Annotated in this window: 22 protein-coding genes; 2 read left to right on the top strand and 20 right to left on the bottom strand. The window is 65.7% G+C overall.

Annotation, left to right across the window (positions count from 1 at the left end):
* The 17 genes from rnc to G3N98_RS09455 form a co-directional block, all read right to left on the bottom strand.
* A partial coding sequence (rnc, locus tag G3N98_RS09535) for a ribonuclease III (RefSeq protein ID WP_206148013.1) occupies window positions 1-869 on the bottom strand: 869 nt, incomplete at its 3' end.
* Between the two features lie 154 nt (window positions 870-1,023).
* Window positions 1,024-1,917: a signal peptidase I gene (lepB, locus tag G3N98_RS09530; protein ID WP_027788005.1), complete on the bottom strand. Its 894-nt coding sequence runs from the start codon at window positions 1,915-1,917 to the stop codon at window positions 1,024-1,026.
* Window positions 1,918-1,933: 16 nt separating this feature from the next.
* Window positions 1,934-3,727, bottom strand: a complete 1,794-nt coding sequence (lepA, locus tag G3N98_RS09525; RefSeq protein WP_089472415.1) for a translation elongation factor 4 — start codon at window positions 3,725-3,727, stop codon at window positions 1,934-1,936.
* Between the two features lie 193 nt (window positions 3,728-3,920).
* Window positions 3,921-4,163 (bottom strand): glutaredoxin family protein, encoded by a 243-nt coding sequence (locus tag G3N98_RS09520; RefSeq protein ID WP_089424853.1) that lies wholly within the window; start codon window positions 4,161-4,163, stop codon window positions 3,921-3,923.
* Window positions 4,164-4,170: 7 nt separating this feature from the next.
* Window positions 4,171-5,670: a DegQ family serine endoprotease gene (locus G3N98_RS09515; RefSeq protein WP_089424852.1), complete on the bottom strand. Its 1,500-nt coding sequence runs from the start codon at window positions 5,668-5,670 to the stop codon at window positions 4,171-4,173.
* Window positions 5,671-5,686: 16 nt separating this feature from the next.
* On the bottom strand, window positions 5,687-6,739 hold the full coding sequence (locus G3N98_RS09510; RefSeq protein ID WP_059527587.1) for a MucB/RseB C-terminal domain-containing protein: 1,053 nt from the start codon (window positions 6,737-6,739) through the stop codon (window positions 5,687-5,689).
* 5 nt (window positions 6,740-6,744) lie between these two features.
* The gene (locus G3N98_RS09505; RefSeq protein WP_089424851.1) at window positions 6,745-7,362 is read right to left on the bottom strand and encodes a sigma-E factor negative regulatory protein; all 618 of its coding nucleotides are present in this window, start codon (window positions 7,360-7,362) and stop codon (window positions 6,745-6,747) included.
* Between the two features lie 86 nt (window positions 7,363-7,448).
* Window positions 7,449-8,048 (bottom strand): RNA polymerase sigma factor RpoE, encoded by a 600-nt coding sequence (gene rpoE, locus G3N98_RS09500; RefSeq protein WP_006490873.1) that lies wholly within the window; start codon window positions 8,046-8,048, stop codon window positions 7,449-7,451.
* A 91-nt stretch (window positions 8,049-8,139) separates the two neighbouring features.
* Window positions 8,140-8,604 carry a hypothetical protein gene (locus G3N98_RS09495; RefSeq protein ID WP_089472413.1) on the bottom strand — a complete coding sequence of 155 codons (465 nt, stop codon included), beginning with the start codon at window positions 8,602-8,604 and terminating at the stop codon, window positions 8,140-8,142.
* A 12-nt stretch (window positions 8,605-8,616) separates the two neighbouring features.
* Window positions 8,617-9,849, bottom strand: a complete 1,233-nt coding sequence (gene fabF / locus G3N98_RS09490) for a beta-ketoacyl-ACP synthase II (protein WP_089424849.1) — start codon at window positions 9,847-9,849, stop codon at window positions 8,617-8,619.
* A gap of 164 nt (window positions 9,850-10,013) precedes the next feature.
* Window positions 10,014-10,253 (bottom strand): acyl carrier protein, encoded by a 240-nt coding sequence (acpP, locus tag G3N98_RS09485; protein ID WP_004197638.1) that lies wholly within the window; start codon window positions 10,251-10,253, stop codon window positions 10,014-10,016.
* Between the two features lie 144 nt (window positions 10,254-10,397).
* Complete coding sequence (gene fabG, locus G3N98_RS09480) at window positions 10,398-11,147, bottom strand: 3-oxoacyl-ACP reductase FabG (protein WP_006476504.1); 750 nt, start codon at window positions 11,145-11,147, stop codon at window positions 10,398-10,400.
* Window positions 11,148-11,183: 36 nt separating this feature from the next.
* A complete protein-coding gene (gene fabD / locus G3N98_RS09475) occupies window positions 11,184-12,116 on the bottom strand; it encodes an ACP S-malonyltransferase (protein ID WP_089472412.1) in 933 nt (310 codons plus the stop codon).
* Window positions 12,117-12,199: 83 nt separating this feature from the next.
* Window positions 12,200-13,189: a beta-ketoacyl-ACP synthase III gene (locus tag G3N98_RS09470; RefSeq protein WP_027788011.1), complete on the bottom strand. Its 990-nt coding sequence runs from the start codon at window positions 13,187-13,189 to the stop codon at window positions 12,200-12,202.
* Complete coding sequence (gene plsX, locus G3N98_RS09465) at window positions 13,190-14,296, bottom strand: phosphate acyltransferase PlsX (RefSeq protein ID WP_089424847.1); 1,107 nt, start codon at window positions 14,294-14,296, stop codon at window positions 13,190-13,192.
* 129 nt (window positions 14,297-14,425) lie between these two features.
* Window positions 14,426-14,605, bottom strand: a complete 180-nt coding sequence (gene rpmF / locus G3N98_RS09460) for a 50S ribosomal protein L32 (RefSeq protein ID WP_006051932.1) — start codon at window positions 14,603-14,605, stop codon at window positions 14,426-14,428.
* Window positions 14,606-14,703: 98 nt separating this feature from the next.
* Entirely contained in the window at window positions 14,704-15,339 is a 636-nt protein-coding gene (locus G3N98_RS09455) for a DUF177 domain-containing protein (protein WP_089472410.1), read from the bottom strand.
* Between the two features lie 231 nt (window positions 15,340-15,570).
* On the opposite strand from G3N98_RS09455, the gene G3N98_RS09450 reads away from it, so the two are divergent.
* Window positions 15,571-16,203, top strand: a complete 633-nt coding sequence (locus G3N98_RS09450) for a Maf-like protein (protein ID WP_071334149.1) — start codon at window positions 15,571-15,573, stop codon at window positions 16,201-16,203.
* Window positions 16,200-16,922 (top strand): SAM-dependent methyltransferase, encoded by a 723-nt coding sequence (locus G3N98_RS09445; RefSeq protein ID WP_089424844.1) that lies wholly within the window; start codon window positions 16,200-16,202, stop codon window positions 16,920-16,922. Before G3N98_RS09450 ends, G3N98_RS09445 begins: the two co-directional genes overlap by 4 nt.
* 57 nt (window positions 16,923-16,979) lie before the next feature.
* Here the strand turns inward: G3N98_RS09445 and G3N98_RS09440 are convergent, their stop codons facing one another.
* Genes G3N98_RS09440 through G3N98_RS09430 form a run of 3 tightly spaced genes read right to left on the bottom strand, consistent with a single transcriptional unit; the run spans window position 16,980 to window position 19,042 of the window.
* Window positions 16,980-17,972, bottom strand: a complete 993-nt coding sequence (locus G3N98_RS09440) for a S49 family peptidase (protein WP_206148012.1) — start codon at window positions 17,970-17,972, stop codon at window positions 16,980-16,982.
* 12 nt (window positions 17,973-17,984) lie between these two features.
* Complete coding sequence (locus G3N98_RS09435; protein ID WP_043181955.1) at window positions 17,985-18,386, bottom strand: Rieske 2Fe-2S domain-containing protein; 402 nt, start codon at window positions 18,384-18,386, stop codon at window positions 17,985-17,987.
* Window positions 18,383-19,042: an HAD-IA family hydrolase gene (locus G3N98_RS09430; RefSeq protein ID WP_043181953.1), complete on the bottom strand. Its 660-nt coding sequence runs from the start codon at window positions 19,040-19,042 to the stop codon at window positions 18,383-18,385. Before G3N98_RS09430 ends, G3N98_RS09435 begins: the two co-directional genes overlap by 4 nt.

Genomic DNA, 19,042 nt, shown 5'->3' with positions numbered 1-19,042 from the left:
TCGGCACCGGTCGCAGCGGTTGCCGCAGGCGCCGCACCGGCCGCCCTTGCCTCGCGCGCCGCCGCGCGTTCCTTCCGCTCCGGCGAGCGCAGGTCGAGCGCTTCCTGCACGCCCTTCACGCCCGGCACGATTTCGGGTTCGACGTGTTTCGACCCGCGCGCGTTTTTCGAGCGCTTCGGCTTCGCGGCCAGCATCGGCGCGGCCGCCATCACTTCATCGAGCGCCTTCTTCGCGGCAGCCTGCTCGGCTGCGCGCCGGCTCGCACCGGAGCCCGACACCTTCACGTCGAGCTTCGGCACCGTGCATTCGACTTCGAATTGCTGATTGTGCGCCGCACCATGCGTCGCGACCACCGTGTAGGTCGGCAGCGCGATCTTGTGCCCCTGCAGGTATTCCTGCAGCAGCGTCTTCGCGTCCTTGCCGAGCGTGCGCGGATCGATGTGGTCGAGAATCGGGATATAGAGGCGCTTGATGACCCCTTGGGCGGCTTCGAAGCCGCCATCGAGGAACACGGCCCCGATGATGGCTTCGAACGCGTCCGCGAGGATCGACGGGCGGCGGAACCCGCCGCTGCGCAGCTCGCCCTCGCCGAGCCGCAGTCCGTCCGAGATATTAAGGGCCTGAGCAATTTCGTACAGCGACTGCTGTTTGACGAGGTTGGCGCGTACGCGCGACAGATCGCCTTCGTCCAGCTTGCCGAAACGCTGGAACAAAAGGGCGGCCACCGCGCAATTCAGAACGGAGTCGCCGAGAAACTCGAGCCGTTCGTTGTGCGTGGCACTGTGACTGCGATGGGTCAAAGCCTGGCGCAACAATTCCGCATTGCGAAATTCGTAGCGCAGCCGGCTTTCCAACTGGGATGAGGGCATGTGCAGGAGTATAACGCGGGCGCCCGGTCGGGCCGAAACGGCACGGCCGGACGCGAAAAGGCGTGACGAGGCGGTGTTACCGCCGGTTCTTAAAGTAGTTCGGCAATACGCGACGCGGCCCGTGCGTCGCGTAGTGCGAGTGAGTCGATTGCGATCAGTTGAAGGAACCGATGCGCTTCAGGTCGCTGAAGTTCATCCAGATGAAGAACGCGCGGCCGACGATGTTCTGGTCCGGCACGAAACCCCAGTAGCGGCTGTCCGCACTGTTGTCGCGGTTGTCGCCCATCATGAAGTAGTGACCGGGCGGCACCTTGCAGATCACGCCGCGGCTGTTGTACGTGCAGTTGTCGCGAAACGGATAGTCGTATGCGCCCATCACGAACGGCGGCACGGCCGGGTTGTTGAGGATCGCGTTCTTCTTGTTGCCGATCGTTTCCTCGAACTGCTTCGCGTAATTCTGGCGCTCGTCGTCGAAGAAATCGGGCAGCGGCGTTTCGGGCACCGGCTGGCCGTTGATCGTGAGTTGCTTGTCCTGGTACGCGACGGTATCGCCCGGCAGGCCGATCACGCGCTTGATGTAGTCGACCGACTCGTCCTTCGGATAACGGAACACGACGACGTCGCCGCGCGACAGCGGGCTGCCCTGCGTGATCTTCGTGTTCGTGACCGGCAGGCGCAGCCCGTATTCGAACTTGTTGACGAGGATGAAATCGCCGACGAGCAGCGTCGGCACCATCGAGCCCGACGGAATCTTGAACGGCTCGACGACGAACGAACGCACGACGAACACCGCCAGGATCACCGGGAAGAAGCTCGCCGTGTACTCGAGCCACCACGGCTGGCGCAGCTTCTCGTCACGCAGCTTCGAACGCGTCTGCACCGCGTTTTCATCCGCGAAGCGCTTGTCGATGCGCGACTGCTGGCGATCGAACTCCTCGATCGCCGAGTCGGCCGCCTTGCGACGCTGCGGCAGGAACACCAGTTTGTCCAGCACCCACGCTACGCCCGTCAAGATGACGAGCACAAAAAGAATCAGCGCAAAATTCATAAAAGGATCAGTCCTGTTATTTGTCTTCGACGCGCAAGATCGCAAGGAACGCTTCCTGCGGGATCTCGACCGAACCCACCTGCTTCATTCGTTTCTTGCCTTCCTTCTGCTTTTCGAGCAGCTTCTTCTTCCGCGTGATGTCGCCGCCGTAGCACTTCGCGAGCACGTTCTTGCGCAGCGCCTTGATGTTTTCACGTGCGACGATGTGCGCGCCGATCGCGGCCTGGATCGCCACGTCGTACATCTGGCGCGGGATGATCTCGCGCATCTTCGCGGCCACTTCGCGGCCGCGGTATTGCGACTGCGAGCGGTGCACGATGATCGACAGCGCATCGACCTTGTCGCCGTTGATCAGCATGTCGACCTTCACGACGTCCGACGAACGGTATTCCTTGAACTCGTAGTCCATCGACGCGTAGCCGCGCGACACCGACTTCAGGCGATCGAAGAAGTCGAGCACGATCTCGGCCATCGGGATCTCGTACGTGAGCTGAACCTGGCGGCCGTGATACTGCATGTTGATCTGCGAGCCGCGCTTCTGCTCGCACAGCGTGATCACCGAGCCCACGTAATCCTGCGGCATGTACAGGTTCACGGTGACGATCGGCTCGCGGACTTCGGCGATGCGGCCCGGCTCCGGCATCTTCGCCGGGTTCTCGACCATGATCGTCGAGCCGTCGCTCTGCACGACCTCGTAGACGACCGTCGGTGCGGTCGTGATGAGATCCATGTCGAACTCGCGCTCGAGCCGCTCCTGCACGATTTCCATGTGCAGCAGCCCGAGGAAGCCGCAGCGGAAGCCGAAGCCGAGCGCCTGCGACACTTCCGGCTCGTACTGCAGCGACGCGTCGTTCAGCTTCAGCTTCTCGAGCGATTCGCGCAGCGCGTCGTACTGGTTCGCCTCGACCGGATACAGCCCCGCGAACACCTGCGGCTTCACTTCCTTGAAGCCCGGCAGCGGCTCGGTGGCGGCCTTGGCGACGTGGGTGACGGTATCGCCGACCTTCGCGGCCGTCAGTTCCTTGATGCCCGCGATGATGAAGCCCACCTGCCCCGCCGACAGCGATTCGAGGTTGCGCGACTTCGGCGTGAACACCCCGATGTGCTCGACCGGATACTGCGCGCCGGTCGCCATCAGCTTGATCTTTTCCTTCGGGCGCAGCGTGCCGTTGACGATGCGCACCAGCATCACGACGCCGACGTAGTTGTCGAACCACGAGTCGATGATGAGCGCCTGCAGCGGCGCGGCCGGGTCGCCCTTCGGCGGCGGCACCTTCGCGATCAGCGACTCGAGCACGTCCTCGACGCCGAGGCCCGTCTTCGCGCTGCATCGCGTCGCGTCGGTCGCGTCGATGCCGATCACGTCCTCGATCTCCTCGATCGCGTTCTCGGGATTCGCGGCCGGCAGGTCGATCTTGTTCAGCACGGGAACGACCTCGACGCCGAGCTCGATCGCCGTATAGCAGTTCGCGACGGTTTGCGCCTCGACGCCCTGGCTCGCATCGACGACCAGCAGTGCGCCTTCGCACGCGGACAGCGAACGGCTGACTTCGTACGAGAAGTCGACGTGCCCCGGCGTGTCGATCAGGTTCAGGTTGTAGACCTTGCCGTCGCGCGCGCGATAGGACAACGCGGCGGTCTGCGCCTTGATCGTGATGCCGCGCTCGCGCTCGATATCCATCGAGTCGAGCACCTGCGCTTCCATTTCACGGTCGGCGAGGCCGCCGCATACCTGGATGATGCGATCCGCGAGCGTCGACTTGCCATGGTCGATGTGCGCGATGATCGAGAAATTGCGAATATGATCCATTCAGTGCCGATCAAGCGAAAAAGGCGCGCTCGACGACTGCAGAGCACGCCTTGTGTAAGTCGGTGAAAAAACAGCTTATTTTAGCTGAAAAGGCCTTTGCCGGGCGGTATTTCCTACGCTGGGCCGTGCGGTGGTCGTCGGGGGGCGCCCGCCGGGCCAAGCCCCATGCGAAACGACACTCGCCCGCGGCAGGTCAGGCTCGGCGCCGGGCCGCCAGCGCGTCGCGCACCCGCGCGTCGTCGAACCGGTGGCGGCATACCTCCGCTCCGTCCAGCAACAGCACGGGCACGTCCTCGTCGTAGCGGGCGACGAGTGCCGCATCGGTGTCGATGTCGACATAATCGACCGCGACGCCGAATTCGGCCGCCACCGGCGCCAGTGCGTCGCGCATGTCGTCGCACAGGTGGCACCAGCCGCGGCCGTAAAGCGTGAACATCGGCGCGTTACTTCTGGCGCGGCCGCACGGGCACGAACTGCGTGTTGTCGCCACGCCGCACGAGCACCGCGACCGCCTTTTGCGGATCGAGCTGAGCGGTCACGTCGGCGAACTGCTTCGCGTTCGTGATGTCGGTGTCGCCGACGCGCAGCACGATGTCACCGCGCTGCAGGCCCGCACGGGCGGCCGGGCCGTCGACGCCGTCGATCTGCACGCCGTTCTTCAGCTTCAGCGTCTTCATCTGCTCCGCCGTCAGGTCGCTGACCGTCAGACCGAGCGAATTGGTCTGGCGCGGCTTCTGCGGCGCGTTCTTGCGCTGCTCGGCCTTTGCCGTCGTTTCGGCCGGCGTTTCCGCGATCGTGATCGGCAGATCGCGTGCCTGACCCTTGCGCCATACGCTGACCGTCGCCTTCGTGCCGGGCTTCGTGTCACCGACCATGCGCGGCAGATCCGACGCCGCGTCGACCGAACGGCCATTGAACTTCAGGATGATGTCGCCCGGCTGGATACCCGCCTTGTCGGCCGGGCCACCCGGCTCGACGCTGCTGACGAGCGCGCCCTCGGCCTTCGGCAACCCGATCGAATCGGCCACGTCCTTCGTCACCTCGCCGATCGCCACCGCGATCCGGCCGCGCGTGACCTTGCCCGTCGCCTTCAGCTGGTCGGCCACGCGCATCGCCTCGTCGATCGGAATCGCGAACGAGATGCCCATGAAGCCGCCGGTACGACTGTAGATCTGCGAGTTGATGCCGATCACCTCGCCCTGCATGTTGATCAGCGGGCCGCCCGAGTTGCCGGGGTTCACGGCAACGTCGGTCTGGATGAACGGCAGGTAGTCACCGGTATTGCGGCTCTTCGAGCTGACGATGCCGGCCGTGACCGTGTTGTCGAGGCCGAACGGCGAACCGATCGCGACGACCCACTCGCCGACGCGCACCTTGTTCGAATCGCCGATCGCGACGACCGGCAGGTTCGACGCCTGGATCTTGACGACCGCGACGTCCGTGCGATCGTCGACGCCGATCAGCTTCGCCTTGAATTCGCGCTTGTCGGTCAGCGTCACGTAGATGGTGTCCGCATCGTCGACGACGTGCGCATTGGTCATCACGTAGCCGTCGGCCGACACGATGAAGCCCGAGCCGACGCCGCGATTCTGTTCGGTGTCGGGCGGATTGTCCGGCGTCGGCGCGTTCTTCGGATTGCCGCCGCCATTGCCGCTACCGTTGCCCGGCGCCTGCGGCAGCGGAATGCCGAAGAAGCGGCGGAAAAATTCCGACATGTCGCCGTTGTCGAAGCCCGGCGGAAGCACGCCGCGCGGGCCGGGTACCGGCACGTTCGCGGTGGTCCGGATGTTCACGACCGCGGGGCCGACCTTTTCGACGAGATCGGCGAAATCGGGAAGGCTGGCAGCGGGAGGCGTGACAGCGACCGCGGTTTGCGGGACGAGCGGCAGGCAGGCACACAGCGCCGCCGCCGCGAGCACTTTGCGCAGCGTGAGTTTCGTCATGTCGGAAGCCGTAGCGTTACTTGGAAGCCTTGTATTCTATGGCAGACGCGAACTGCTGCAACGTAGCCGGCGGCACTTCTCCGAGTACGGTGATCCAGTAGTCGCCGCGGCGCTTCACGAGAACGTTCGTCGCACCGGTGCTGCCCGCGCCTTCCTTGCGCGTATTCTTTTCGGCCGGCTCGATGAACACCGAGATCGTCGCGAGACCGTCGGTGAAGACGGCCTGATCGACCGGGATCGGCGGCTCGCCCGCGTCACGCGCGGCCATCGGCCGGCGTACTTCGCGAATCTTCTGGAAACCAGCCACGCTCGGGGCGAGCTGCCAGCCCTGTGCTTCCATGTCGACCGTCGCGACCGGCGGCCGCACGACCGTCCAGCCGCTCAGGTTGCGCATCCCGGCCGCGATCGCGGCCTTGTCGCCGCTTGCGCCGCCCGTCTGCAGTTGCGAGAACGCGATCTGCTCGAGCACGTGATCGTTCGCATCGAGCGTCTGCGAGCGCAGCAGCAGCCCCGTGCGCGCGTCGGCCCACAGCTTGTACGTGAAGCGGTACGCATCCTTCGGCACGAGTTCGACGACCTGCGCGTCGATCCCTGCCACGCGGTCCTTGCCGAGCGACTTCGCGTCGTAGACGGACATCACGTGCTCGCCGCTCGCGCCGAGCAGCGCGGGGAACGAGTCGCGCGTCTGACGGCGCTCGACCACGCACAGCTTGCGCTCGGGCACGAACGTGTACAGCTCGTCGTTATGTCGCAGCAGCTTGCGCGGCTTGCCGTCGAGCGTCTCGATGCGCTCGAACTCGCCGTCGCGGGACGCGACGTGCGCGATACGCGACGACTGCACATACCCGCCGCGCTGGTAGACGAACGTGCCTTCGTAGCTCTGCTGCTGCGCCGCTTGCTGGACACGGTCGAGCCAGTCGGCGGCACCCTTGCGGGTCGCGACGGGATCGTCCGGTTGCTGGGCGCTGGCAGGAAGGGATTGAACGGACAACAGGGCGGCTGCGCAAAGCAGGAGGGCCGGCAGCCGCTTCCATCCGGAGATGGCGTGATTCAACTGCAATGTCCGCATCGGGTTTATTGGCCTGGCGTGGTGGTCACGGCAGCGCGGATCAGCGGCATCGAACCCGTGACGACGGGCTGCTGCGCGAATTGCTGGTGCGCTTCAAGGTATTGGTCGAGGCTGGCGTCGCGGATGATGTTGACGTCCTGCAGGCCCGGCTGGGCCGATGCCTGCGCCACCGTCACGCGCTGCAGGTTGCCGCCTTGCGGCGCACCGGCCGACGCGACCTGGACGGCGCCCGGGGCACCGGCCGTCTGCATTTGCGGGACGACGATCCACGTCAGCGTGGCCGCCGCGGCAGCAACCGCGAACGCGGGCACGACGCGCCGGCGCAGCGACAGCAGCTTGCGCGCGACGGGTGCGGCCGCTGGCGCGAGCAGGTGCGGCTCGCTTTCGAGCGCAGCCGACATGCGCGCGGTGAACGCCACGCTCAGCGCGGGCGACAGCGCGAGCTCGTCCGAGCGCAGCGCATCGCCGATCAGGTGGTAATGGGCCCACGCAGCGCGATCCGCGCGGTTGAGCTCAGCCAGAAACTGCCCGTTGTCCGGGCCCTCGAACATTTCGCCGTCGACCAGCGCGGAAAGGCGCTCGCCGCGCGAGCACGCTTGCGACTGCGTATTGACCGACCCCATGATGCTCCCCATCTTGCACACCCCGTCGTGACTTCACGACTCTAACCGTAACTAGACCCCGACCCGCGTCGCTCCGCCTGTCGCGCTTACCAGCGCTTGCCTTCGGGCGTATCGAGCAGCGGACGCAATTTGGCAGCGATTGCCTCGCGTGCGCGGAAGATCCGCGACCGGACCGTCCCGATCGGACAGCCCATCATTTCCGCGATCTCTTCGTAGCTCAGGCCCTCGATCTCGCGCAGCGTAATTGCCTGGCGCAGTTCTTCGGGCAGCAGAGCCATGGCAGCGTTGACCGTCTCGGCAATCTGCTTGCTCATCAACATCGACTCAGGCGTGTTGATATCCCTTAGTTGGTCTGCGTCGGAGAAAGTTTCCGCTTCCTCCGCATCGGCCTCCGTCGAGGTCGGCGCCCGGCGGCCTTGCGTCGCAAGGTAGTTCTTCGCCGTGTTGACGGCAATTCGGTACAACCACGTATAGAACGCCGACTCGCCGCGGAATTGCGGCAGCGCACGATACGCCTTGATGAACGCGTCCTGGGCCACATCCTCGACCTCGGCGGGATCCCGCACGAGGCGCGAAATCAGCCGAATGATCTTGCGGTGGTATTTGGAGACCAGGAGTTCGAACGCTGCCTTGTCGCCCTTCTGTACGCGCTCGACCAGAGCCTGATCGATTTCTTTTTCACTCACCTGACAAATCCGTTAACTAGGGATGCAACGCGGAGCGCTATTGTAGCGTTCCCGCGCCGGCCGCTGGTTACGGTAGGTAACCGTGCCGCCGTCAAACCCGCCCCGCCGCGCCCGCCGTTCTCGCCAGCACGGACAGCGCGCTGAACGATGCGGCGTCGAGCGCATCGGCCGGAATCAGCAGCGGCCGGGCCCGCCGGGCACCCTGCCCGACCGACAGCACCAGCAGCAGGCTGCTCCAGTGCGCATGCCCCGTCACTCGGCCGCGTGCCAGCAGGCGTCCGGTGCGGCCAAACGCCGCGACTTCCCCGAACGCGTCGATCTGCAACTCGGCCGGCAGCCGGCGGGCACAGGCCCGCGCAGCACACACGGCCAGCAGCGCGGCCGTCACGGCTGACACGCCTGCGCCGGCGGCCGCGCCCGCGCGCGGCGCCCAGAACAGGTAGGCCGACGCGGTAGCCGACGCGACGAACACGGCCAGCACGAAATACGACACGGCCGAGGCCCGCAACGCAAAGCGTTGCGGGCGCCCGGCCGGAGCATCGAATGGACTCGTCAAGCGATTGCGGCGTCAGACGCGCTTGAACACCAGCGTGCCGTTCGTACCGCCGAAGCCGAAGTTGTTCTTCACGGCAACGTCGATCTTCATGTCACGCGCGGTGTTCGCGCAGTAGTCGAGATCGCACTCCGGGTCCTGGTTGAAGATGTTGATGGTCGGCGGCGACACGTTGTTGTGCAGCGCCAGCACCGTGAACACCGATTCGAGGCCGCCCGCGCCGCCCAGCAGGTGGCCCGTCATCGACTTCGTCGAGTTCACGACGATCTTGTACGCATGCTCGCCGAAGGCCGCCTTCACCGCGTCGGACTCGTTCTTGTCGCCCAGCGGCGTCGACGTGCCGTGCGCGTTCAGGTACTGGACCTCGTCCGCGTTCATGCCGGCGTCGCGCAGTGCCGCGACCATGCAGCGGCGCGGGCCGTCCATGTTCGGCGCGGTCATGTGGTACGCGTCGCCCGTCATGCCGAAGCCCGAGACTTCCGCGTAGATCTTCGCGCCGCGTGCCTTCGCCGCTTCGTACTCCTCGAGCACCATCACGCCGGCACCCTCGCCCAGCACGAAGCCGTCGCGGTCCCTGTCCCACGGACGGGATGCGCTGGCCGGATCGTCGTTGCGGGTCGACAGCGCACGCGCTGCCGCGAAACCGCCGATGCCGAGCGGCGACACCGTCGATTCGGCGCCGCCCGCAACCATCACGTCGGCGTCGCCGGCCTGGATCAGGCGCGCGGCGAGGCCGATGCTGTGCAGGCCGGTCGTGCAGGCCGTCACGGCCGCGAGGTTCGGGCCCTTCAGGCCGAACATGATGCTCAGGTGACCCGAGATCATGTTGATGATCGAACCCGGCACGAAGAATGGCGAAATCCGGCGCGGGCCGCGATCGACGTAGGTCTGGTGCGTATCTTCGATCATCGGCAGGCCGCCGATGCCGGAACCGACCATCACGCCGATGCGCTCCGCATTGGCTTCGTTCACTTCCAGCCCGCTGTCCTTGATGGCCTGGACGCCGGCGGCGATGCCGTAATGGATGAACGTATCCATGCTCCGGGCTTCCTTCGCCGGGATGTACTCCTCGGCGCTGAAGCCCTTCACTTCGCCCGCGAAATGGCAGGCGAGGTTCGACGCATCGAACTTCGTGACGGTGGCGATACCGGACTTGCCGGCGACGAGATTGGCCCAGCCGTCGGCAACATTATTGCCAACAGGCGAAATCAGCCCCAGGCCTGTAACAACAACACGACGGCGGCTCACGGTAACCTCTTTTCCATTATTGGATGACAAAAACAAAAGCCACAGTGGCCACAGGAACCAGCCCTGCGAGCCCTGTGGCTGTTAGTCCGTCCGGCGCGAAGCCGGCAGGATGGCGCGTCAATCGCGAAGATCGCGGCGACGTGGCGGACAAGCGCGAAAGGCGCTTACGCCTTGACGTTCGCGCGAGCGTAGTCGATCGCTTGCTGAACGGTCGTGATCTTCTCTGCTTCTTCGTCCGGGATTTCCATGCCGAACTCGTCTTCCAGAGCCATCACCAGTTCGACCGTGTCGAGCGAGTCGGCGCCCAGGTCGTTCACGAACGAAGCTTCGTTCTTGATCTCGGCTTCCGCGACGCCCAGTTGTTCAGCGACGATCTTCTTGACACGTTGTTCGATGTTGTCCATTACCCCTCCGAGGGAAAGTTCAGATTTACAAGTGCGCGCATTTTATCAGGTTTGCTGACGCCAAAACGCGCGTTGGCTTGATGGTCGATCAAGCGCCGGTCCGCCTGAAAAACGGGATACGGCGCGGATGGTAAACGAAAATCGTTACGACATGTACATGCCGCCGTTCACGTGCAGCGTCGTACCGGTGATGTAACCGGCTTGCGGCGATGCGAGGAACGCGACGGCATGGGCGATGTCTTCCGGGCTGCCGAGGCGGCCGAGCGGAATCTGGGTCTTGAGCGCGGCCTGCTGTTCTTCCGGCAGCGTCTTCGTCATGTCGGTGTCGATGAAGCCCGGCGCCACGCAGTTCACGGTGATGCCGCGGCTGCCGATTTCACGTGCAAGCGCACGCGTCATGCCCGCCACGCCGGCCTTCGCAGCCGCGTAGTTGACCTGACCCGGGTTGCCGGCCGAGCCGACCACCGACGTGATGTTGATGATGCGGCCGCCACGCGCCTTCATCATCGGGCGAAGCACCGCGCGCGACAGGCGGAACACCGACTTCAGGTTGGTGTCGATCACCGCGTCCCAGTCCTCGTCCTTCATCCGCATCGCGAGCTGGTCCTGCGTGATGCCCGCGTTGTTGACGAGCACGTTCAGCGCGCCGAATTCCTTCACGGTCGCGTCGATCAGCGCCTCGGCGGCTGCCGCGTCGTTGACGTTCAGCACCGCGCCGCGGCCCGTGACGCCCGCTTCCGCGAACGCCGCGGTAATCGCAGCGGCGCCCGATTCGCTCGTCGCCGTGCCGATCACCGTCGCACCCAGGCGCGCGAGCTCGAGCGCGATCGAACGGCCGATGCCGCGCGATGCGCCGGTGACGATCGCAACCTGTTTATCGAGAGTCTTGTCCATGAATCGAATATCCGTCTCTTGAGAAATGGCGCCGCGTCAGGCGGTCACCAGCTTGAGCGCTTCGTCGAGCGAAGCCGGATCGAATACCGACGCGCCCGTCAGGTTGCCGTCGATGCGCTTCGTCAGGCCGGCGAGCACCTTGCCCGGGCCGCATTCGATCACGTGCGTGACGCCCGTGCCGGCGATGTGCTGCACGCACTCGACCCAGCGCACCGGGCCCGCGGCCTGGCGCACCAGCGCATCCTTGATCGCAGCCGGATCGCTGACCACGGCGACGTCGATGTTGTTGACGACCGGAATCTGCGGCGCCTTGACGTCGACGTTCGCAAGATAGTCGCGCAGTTGGTCCGACGCCGGCTTGAGCAGCGACGAATGGAACGGCGCCGACACCGGCAGCGGCAGTGCGCGCTTCGCGCCCTTCGCCTTCGCGATCTCGCAGGCCTTTTCGACCGCGGCCTTGTTGCCTGCGATAACGACCTGCGCGGGGGCATTGAAGTTCACCGCTTCGACGACGCCCGCTTCCGCGGCTTCGGCGCAGACCGCGCGCACCGTGTCGTCATCGAGGCCCAGGATCGCGGCCATGCCGCCCTGGCCGACCGGCACGGCCGTCTGCATCGCCTGCGCGCGGAAGCGCACGAGCGGCACCGCGTCCTTGAACGCGAGCGCGCCGGCAGCGACGAGCGCCGTGTATTCGCCGAGGCTGTGGCCGGCGACGATCGCCGGCGCCGGGCCGCCTGCCTGCTGCCACGCGCGATAGCACGCATAGGCTGCGGTCAGCATCACGGGCTGCGTGTTGGTGGTGAGGTTCAGCTCTTCGGCCGGGCCTTCGGCGATCAGCTTGCCGAGATCCTGATTGAGTGCATCGGACGCTTCCTGGAGCGTCTCGCGCACGACGGCCAGATCGGCGAATGCGTTGAGCATGCCGACCGCCTGCGAGCCCTGCCCCGGAAATACGAATGCAAATTTCATATCGTCCCCAATTGAATCGATTCGGACGGCGCGCACGAATGGCGCGCCGATGGGATCCGCGCGCAGCTGTCGCGCGCCGCGGATCAGTAGCGGAAGACCGACGCGCCCCAGGTAAAGCCGCCGCCGACGCCTTCGATCAGCACGTGCTGGCCGCGCTGGATGCGACCGTCGCGCACCGCGGTATCGAGCGCGAGCGGGATCGACGCGGCCGACGTGTTGCCGTGCTGGTCGACCGTCACGACCATGCGCTCCTGCGGCAGGCCGAGCTTGCGGCAGGTGCTGGTCATGATGCGGATGTTGGCCTGGTGCGGAATCAGCCAGTCGATCTGCTCGGGCGCGAGATTCGCCTTCGCGAGCGCCTCGATCGCGACCTTCTCGAGCACGTTGACCGCGAGCTTGAACACGGCCTGCCCGTCCATGTACAGGAACGCGCTGCCTTCGATCACGCCGCGGTTGACGTTGCCCGGCGTGCAGAGGATGTGCGAATAGCTGCCGTCCGCGTGCAGCGCGCTGCCGAGCACGCCCGGCTCTTCCGACGCGGACAGGATCACCGCGCCCGCGCCGTCGCCGAACAGCACGCAAGTCGTGCGGTCCTTGAAGTCGAGAATGCGCGAGAACGTCTCCGCGCCGACGACGAGCGCCGTGCGGTGCTGGCCGCTGCGGATGAAGCTGTCCGCCGTCGCCATCGCGTACGCGAAGCCCGAGCACACGGCCTGCACGTCGAATGCCGCGCCGCCGTTCTTGATGCCGAGCTTGTTCTGCAGCAGGCACGCGGTGCTCGGGAACACGAAATCGGGGGTCGAAGTCGCGACGATGATCAGGTCGATCGACTGCGGATCGATGCCGGCGGCTTCGATCGCGCGACGCGACGCCTCGAGCGCGAGATCGCTGGTCGTGACGTCGGGTGCGGCGAAATGGCGCGCATGGATACCCGTGCGCGCAACGATCCATTCATCGCTCGTCTCGATGCCTTCCTTCGCAAGGCGATCGGTCAACTGCTGGTTCGTGACGCGGTCAGGCGGCAGGTAGCTGCCCGTGCCGAGCACGCGGGAATAGAGAGTCGATTGGGCCATTTATGCTTTAGAGGATTGCGCGGCGGAAGGGTCGGCGTGATGGCCTGCGGCAGGGCTTGCATGGCCCGCACCGCCCGCGTCGTGCTCGCCTTCGCCGAGCGACACTGAATTATCCGCCATCGCGCGCGCGAGGCGCTCCAGCACGCCGTTTTTGACGGCATCATACCCGCGTTTGATCGCCCACTCAAACGCGTAGGCATCGGCAGAACCGTGGCTCTTGATCACGAGGCTCTTCAGCCCCAGCAGCGCTGCGCCGTTGTACTGGCGGTGGTCGACGCGCTTCTTGAAACGCATCAGGACAGGCAGCGCGAGCAGCGCCATCAGCTTCGACATCAGCGAACGGCCGAACTCCTCGCGGATGATGTCCGACAGCATCTGCGCGAGCCCCTCGGACGTCTTCAGCGCGACGTTGCCGACGAAGCCATCGCACACGATCACGTCGACCGTGCCCTTGTAGATGTCGTTGCCTTCGACGTTGCCGCGGAAATTGAGCGTGCTGGCACGCAGCAGTTCGCCTGCGCGCTTGATCGTCTCGTTGCCCTTGATCACCTCTTCGCCGATGTTCAGCAGGCCGATCGTCGGACGCTCCTTGCCTTCGAGCGCCGCCACGAGTGCGTGCCCCATTTCCGCGAACTGCAGCAGGTGCTGCGGCTCGCAGTCGACGTTCGCGCCGAGGTCCAGCATCATCGTGTAGCCGGTCGGGTTCGGCAGTGCGAACGCGATCGCGGGCCGCTCGATGCCGGGCAGCGTCTTGAGTACGTAACGGGAAACGGCCATCAGCGCGCCGGTATTGCCGGCGGAGATGCAGGCCTGCGCCGCGCCTTCCTTGACGTGGTTGAGTGCGACGCGCATCGAAGAATCCTTCTTCTTGCGCAGCGCCACTTCGACAGGGTCGTCCATCGCCACGACTTCGGTGGCGGGAACGATGGTCAGCGCGGGATCGTCGAGGGCTTTCAGCTTTTTCAGCTGAGCGCGGATCGCGCTTTCGATGCCGACGAGCATCAGGTGCGCATCGGGATGCGCGCGGACGAACTTGACTGCCGCGGGAACGGTCACGGACGGGCCGTGGTCGCCTCCCATGCAATCGATTGTGAGCTTTACGGTCATGGAATGCGACGAATTTCAGGCACAAAAAAGCGGCAGTTGAATGCCGCCTTTTTGTTGAGCCAGGAAAGTGTCAAGCGAACCAGTTGTCACGCGAACGGCAAGCGTAGCGCGCAACGCGTGACTTGACGCTTAGTCGTTCTTCGTCTTGACGACTTTCTTGCCGCGGTAGTAGCCGTTCGGGCTGACGTGGTGACGCAGATGCACTTCACCCGTGCTCGGCTCGACTGCCAGCGGCGCTGCCGTCAGGAAATCGTGCGAACGATGCATGCCGCGCTTCGACGGCGACTTCTTGTTTTGCTGGACTGCCATGACTAACTCCTAAATAATTTTCCGGATTCTAACACAGCCCGATCCGGCGCTTAACTACCCTGGCCCAAAGCCTTTACGCCTTCCCGCGCCACAACTGCTTAGTGTTTCTTGGTGCCGTCACCGTCCTTCTTCAGCGCTTGCAGCGCTGCGAACGGATTCGGCCGTTTGCCTTCGTCCCCGGCTTCGTCGGACTCTTCGTCCGCCTCTTCCGCAGGACCGCTCGCACCCGACACGAGGCTTTCGTGAACTGCCGGGCAAACCTCGTGCTTGGGCACGAGCGGCAACGAAAGCAGCAATTCCTCTTCGATCAAGTCGACGAGATCGAACTGGCGTGAGCCCACGATCACATCGGCTTCATCGTCGTCGAGCGGAAATTCTTCAGCTTCTTCTTCGGTCGCGACGACCCGGTACGTCATGTCGACGTCGAACGCCTGGTCGTACGGGGTCATGCAGCGCTGGCACGTGAGCCACGCATGGCCGTGCACCGCAAGTCGCAGATACGGCTGCTGCCCGTCGGCGCCGTCGTCCTGCAATTCCTTCTGGGTGAACCCTTCCGCCTGCCATGTGAAGACCGTGTCGCGATCTGGCGCGTCCGCGGGCACTTCGTTTAACATGCGCGGCAGTTGCGAGAGGCGCACCGCACCAGATGCCTGCCGCCCGCTGCGGGCGAACTCGAACAGGTCGATTGCATGCGGATCAAGCGCCGCAGCCGGTTTGCCAGAAGAAGTGTTCATGTGCGCTCCTGCCTACAGGCTGACTTGCGAATCCGGCTTGGTACCGCTCGCGTACGGCTCATCCACGGATGACGTACTTTACTTCCGAAGACCCGGCAGGCGCCACCACACGGGGAAGCCTGCCGACGAAAAGCGGGAAAGCATACCTGTTTTACCTTTTGCGGTCAATCACTTAAGCTTGCGTCCGCGCAACGCCGCACAACACCTGACGACTCACCGATCCAACCGACCATGCCGGATACCGTTTGCCGCCCGCCGCGGCTGATTCTTGCCTCCAGTTCACGCTACCGCCGCGCGCTCCTCGAGCGCCTCGGCATCCCCTTCGACGTCGTGTCACCCGACCTTGACGAAACCCCGCACGACGGCGAAACGCCGGCCGCGACCGCCCTGCGGCTCGCCGGTGCGAAAGCGCGCGCCGTCGCCGCGACGATCGACGCGCCCGACGGCGTGCTCGTGATCGGGTCGGATCAGGTCGCGACCTTCGACGGGCTCCAGATCGGCAAGCCCGGCACCCATGAGCGCGCGCTCGCGCAACTCGTGTCGATGCAGGGCCGCGAAGTCGAATTCCACAGCGCGCTGTGCCTGTACGACAGCCGGACGGGTGAAGCGCAGGTCGAGGACATCGTCACGCGCGTGCGCTTCCGCTCGCTGCCCGAGGCCGAACTCGATGCATACCTGCGCGCCGAAACGCCGTACGACGTCGCCGGCAGCGCGAAGTCCGAAGGGCTCGGCATCGCGCTGCTCGACGCGATCGACTCGAATGACCCGACCGCGCTCGTCGGCCTGCCGCTGATCGCGCTCACGCGCATGCTGCGCGCCGCCGACTATCCGTTGTTTGCGACCACCCGTGGAGACCGCGCATGACCGCCGGCACGCTTTACCTCGTCCCGAACACGCTCGGCGAAGGCGACGAATCGATGCTCGCGGCCGTCCTGCCCGCGGCCGTGCAGGCGCGCGCCGGCACGCTCGGCTATTACATCGGCGAGAACGCGAAGACGACGCGTGCATTTCTGAAGAAGATCGGCACGACGCGCCCGATCCAGGAAATCGAGATCAGCGAACTGAACGTCAACACGCCGGCCGGCGCCATCGACCGGCTGCTCGCGCCCGTACTGGCCGGCGCGGACGCCGGCCTCGTGTCCGAAGCCGGCTGCCCGGCCGTCGCCGACCCGGGTGCCTTGCTGGTGCGCCGCGCGCACGAGCGCGGCGTGAAGGTGGTGCCGCTCGTCGGGCCGAGTTCGATCCTGCTCGCCCTGATGGCGTCGGGCCTGAATGGCCAGAGCTTCGCGTTCAACGGCTACCTGCCGGTCGACGCGGCCGCGCGCGCCAAACGCCTGCGCGAACTCGAGCAACTGTCACGCAAGGCGCGCCAGACGCAGATCTTCATCGAAACGCCGTACAGGAATCAGGCGATGCTCGACACGCTCGTCGCGACCTGCGCGCCGTCGACGCAGATCTGCGTCGCGGCCGACCTGACCCTCGCGACCGAGACGATCGCGAGCCGCACCGTCGCGGACTGGAAAAAGGCGCCCGCGCCGAATCTGCACAAGCGCCCTGCGATCTTCCTGCTGCTGGCGAACTGAACGCGGCAGGCGATCCGCCAGGTGAACGGCGGGCCATCGCGGCCCGCCCGCCTCCGGTCAGCGCAGGCTGACCGACGCGCCGCCTGCCGTCAGCGCCTTCATCGCGGCGCCGCCGACGGCCGCGCCGAACTTGCGCGCGACGCGGTTCGTCAGGCTTTCCTTCACCGTATAGTCGACGAGATCCGGCGCCTTCAGCACGTCGCGCGCGACCGTGTCGGTCGTGCCGTAACCGTCCGCCAGCCCGAGCTCGACGCTCTTCTCGCCGGTCCAGAACAGCCCCGAGAACATGTCGGGCGTCTCGTGCAGCCGCTTGCCGCGGCCATCCTTCACGGCCTTGATGAACTGCGCGTGCACCTGGTCGAGCAATGCTTGCGCATGCGCGTCCATCTTCGGCGTTTCCGGCGAGAACGGGTCGTAGAAGCCCTTGTTTTCACCTGACGTATGCAGGCGCCGCTCGACACCGAGCTTGCCCATCAGCCCGGTAAAGCCGAACCCGTCCATCAGCACGCCGATCGACCCGACGATGCTCGCCTTGTCGACGAAGATCTTGTCGGCCGCGGACGCGATGTAATAGCCGCCCGATGCGCACATGTCGGTCACGACGACATACAACGGCTTGTCCGGATGCTTCGCGCGCAGCCGGCGGATCTCGTCGTAGACCATCCCGGCCTGCACCGGGCTGCCGCCCGGGCTGTTGATCCGCAGCACGACACCGGCCGTGCCGTCGTCGTCGAACGCGGCGTCGAGCGCCGTGTTGATGTCGTCGGCGTTTGCGTTGACGCCGGCCGCGATCTCGCCGTCGATCGTCACGAGCGCCGTATGCCGCCCGCTCGACGAGAACTTCGAATCGCTCGAGAAATCGATCAGCGCGAACGCGAACAGCACGAATACGGCGAGGAACGCGAAGCGGAAGAAGATCTTCCAGCGCCGCGCCGCGCGCTGCTCCTTGACGGCCGCGAGCGTGATCCGCTCGAGCGCCGCACGCTCCCAGTTCGGTTCACGGCTATCGGAACGGGGGGAGGAATCAGGGGAATTCGGTTGGTCGGCCATGCAGGGTTGTCGTTAGTCGGTCGTGGCGGGAACGGCGGGACGCAGGTCAGCGTCGGGCACCCAGAATACCGCACGCCCGTCGGACGTGTCGCGCTCGTCGACCTCGACCGGCCGCAGGCGGCCGCCGCGGCACGGGCCGCCGACGCACTTGCCGGTGTTCGGCTCGTAGATCGCGCCATGCGTCGCGCACATCAGGTAGAGGCCCGACGATTCGAAGAACTGCCCTTCGGCCCAGTCGAGCTCCATCGGCACATGCGCGCAGCGATTCAGGTAACCGTATGCCTGGCCCTCGTAGCGCACGAAGAACACGACGGCCTGCTCGCCGCGCAGCGTCGCGTCGACGCGCACGCCGGCGCCGCCGTCGGCCAGCGCATCCGATGCGCACACGCGCACGGCGTCCGGCGCCGCGCTCATGCGTGCTCCCGCAGCCACGCGGCCAGCGCGCCTACGTCAGGCGCGACGAAGCGCGGCGCGAGCGCGGCCAGTGCGTCGGCCGTATGCGCGCCGTACGCGACGCCGACGCCAGCGGCCCCGGCACTCGCGGCCATCTGCAGGTCGTGGGTCGTGTCGCCGATCATCACGGTGCGCGACAGGTCCTGCCCCAATTCCCGGGACAGTTCGTGCAGCATCGCCGGATGCGGTTTCGAGAAGGTCTCGTCGGCGCAGCGCGTCGCATCGAACAGGCTCGTCAGCTTCGACTGGTCGAGCACGCGGTTCAACCCGACCCGACCCTTGCCGGTTGCAACGGCGAGCAGATAGCCCGTGTCGCGCAACTCGGCCAGCAGCTCGCGCACGCCGGCGAACAACTCGATGCGCTGGTCGTCGAGCAGATAGTGATAGCGGTAGCGCTCGGCGAGCCGCGAATAGTCGGACGGATCGAGGGTCGGAGCCGTAATCTGCAGCGCATCGCGCAAGCCGAGGCCGATCACGTAGCGTGACGCCTCGTCGGACGGCGTGGGCAAGCCGAGATCGCGGCATGCGGCCTGGATGCTGTGCGCGATGTGCGCAGTCGAATCCATCAGCGTGCCGTCCCAGTCGAAGACGATCAGGTCAAATTGCTGTCGAGCCAT

Origin of the sequence: Burkholderia sp. Tr-20390 (assembly GCF_017104595.1) — a bacterium.
Taxonomy (GTDB): Bacteria; Pseudomonadota; Gammaproteobacteria; order Burkholderiales; family Burkholderiaceae; genus Burkholderia.
Note: the sequence above shows the minus strand (reverse complement) of the source record. Positions and strands in the feature narration are given on the sequence as shown.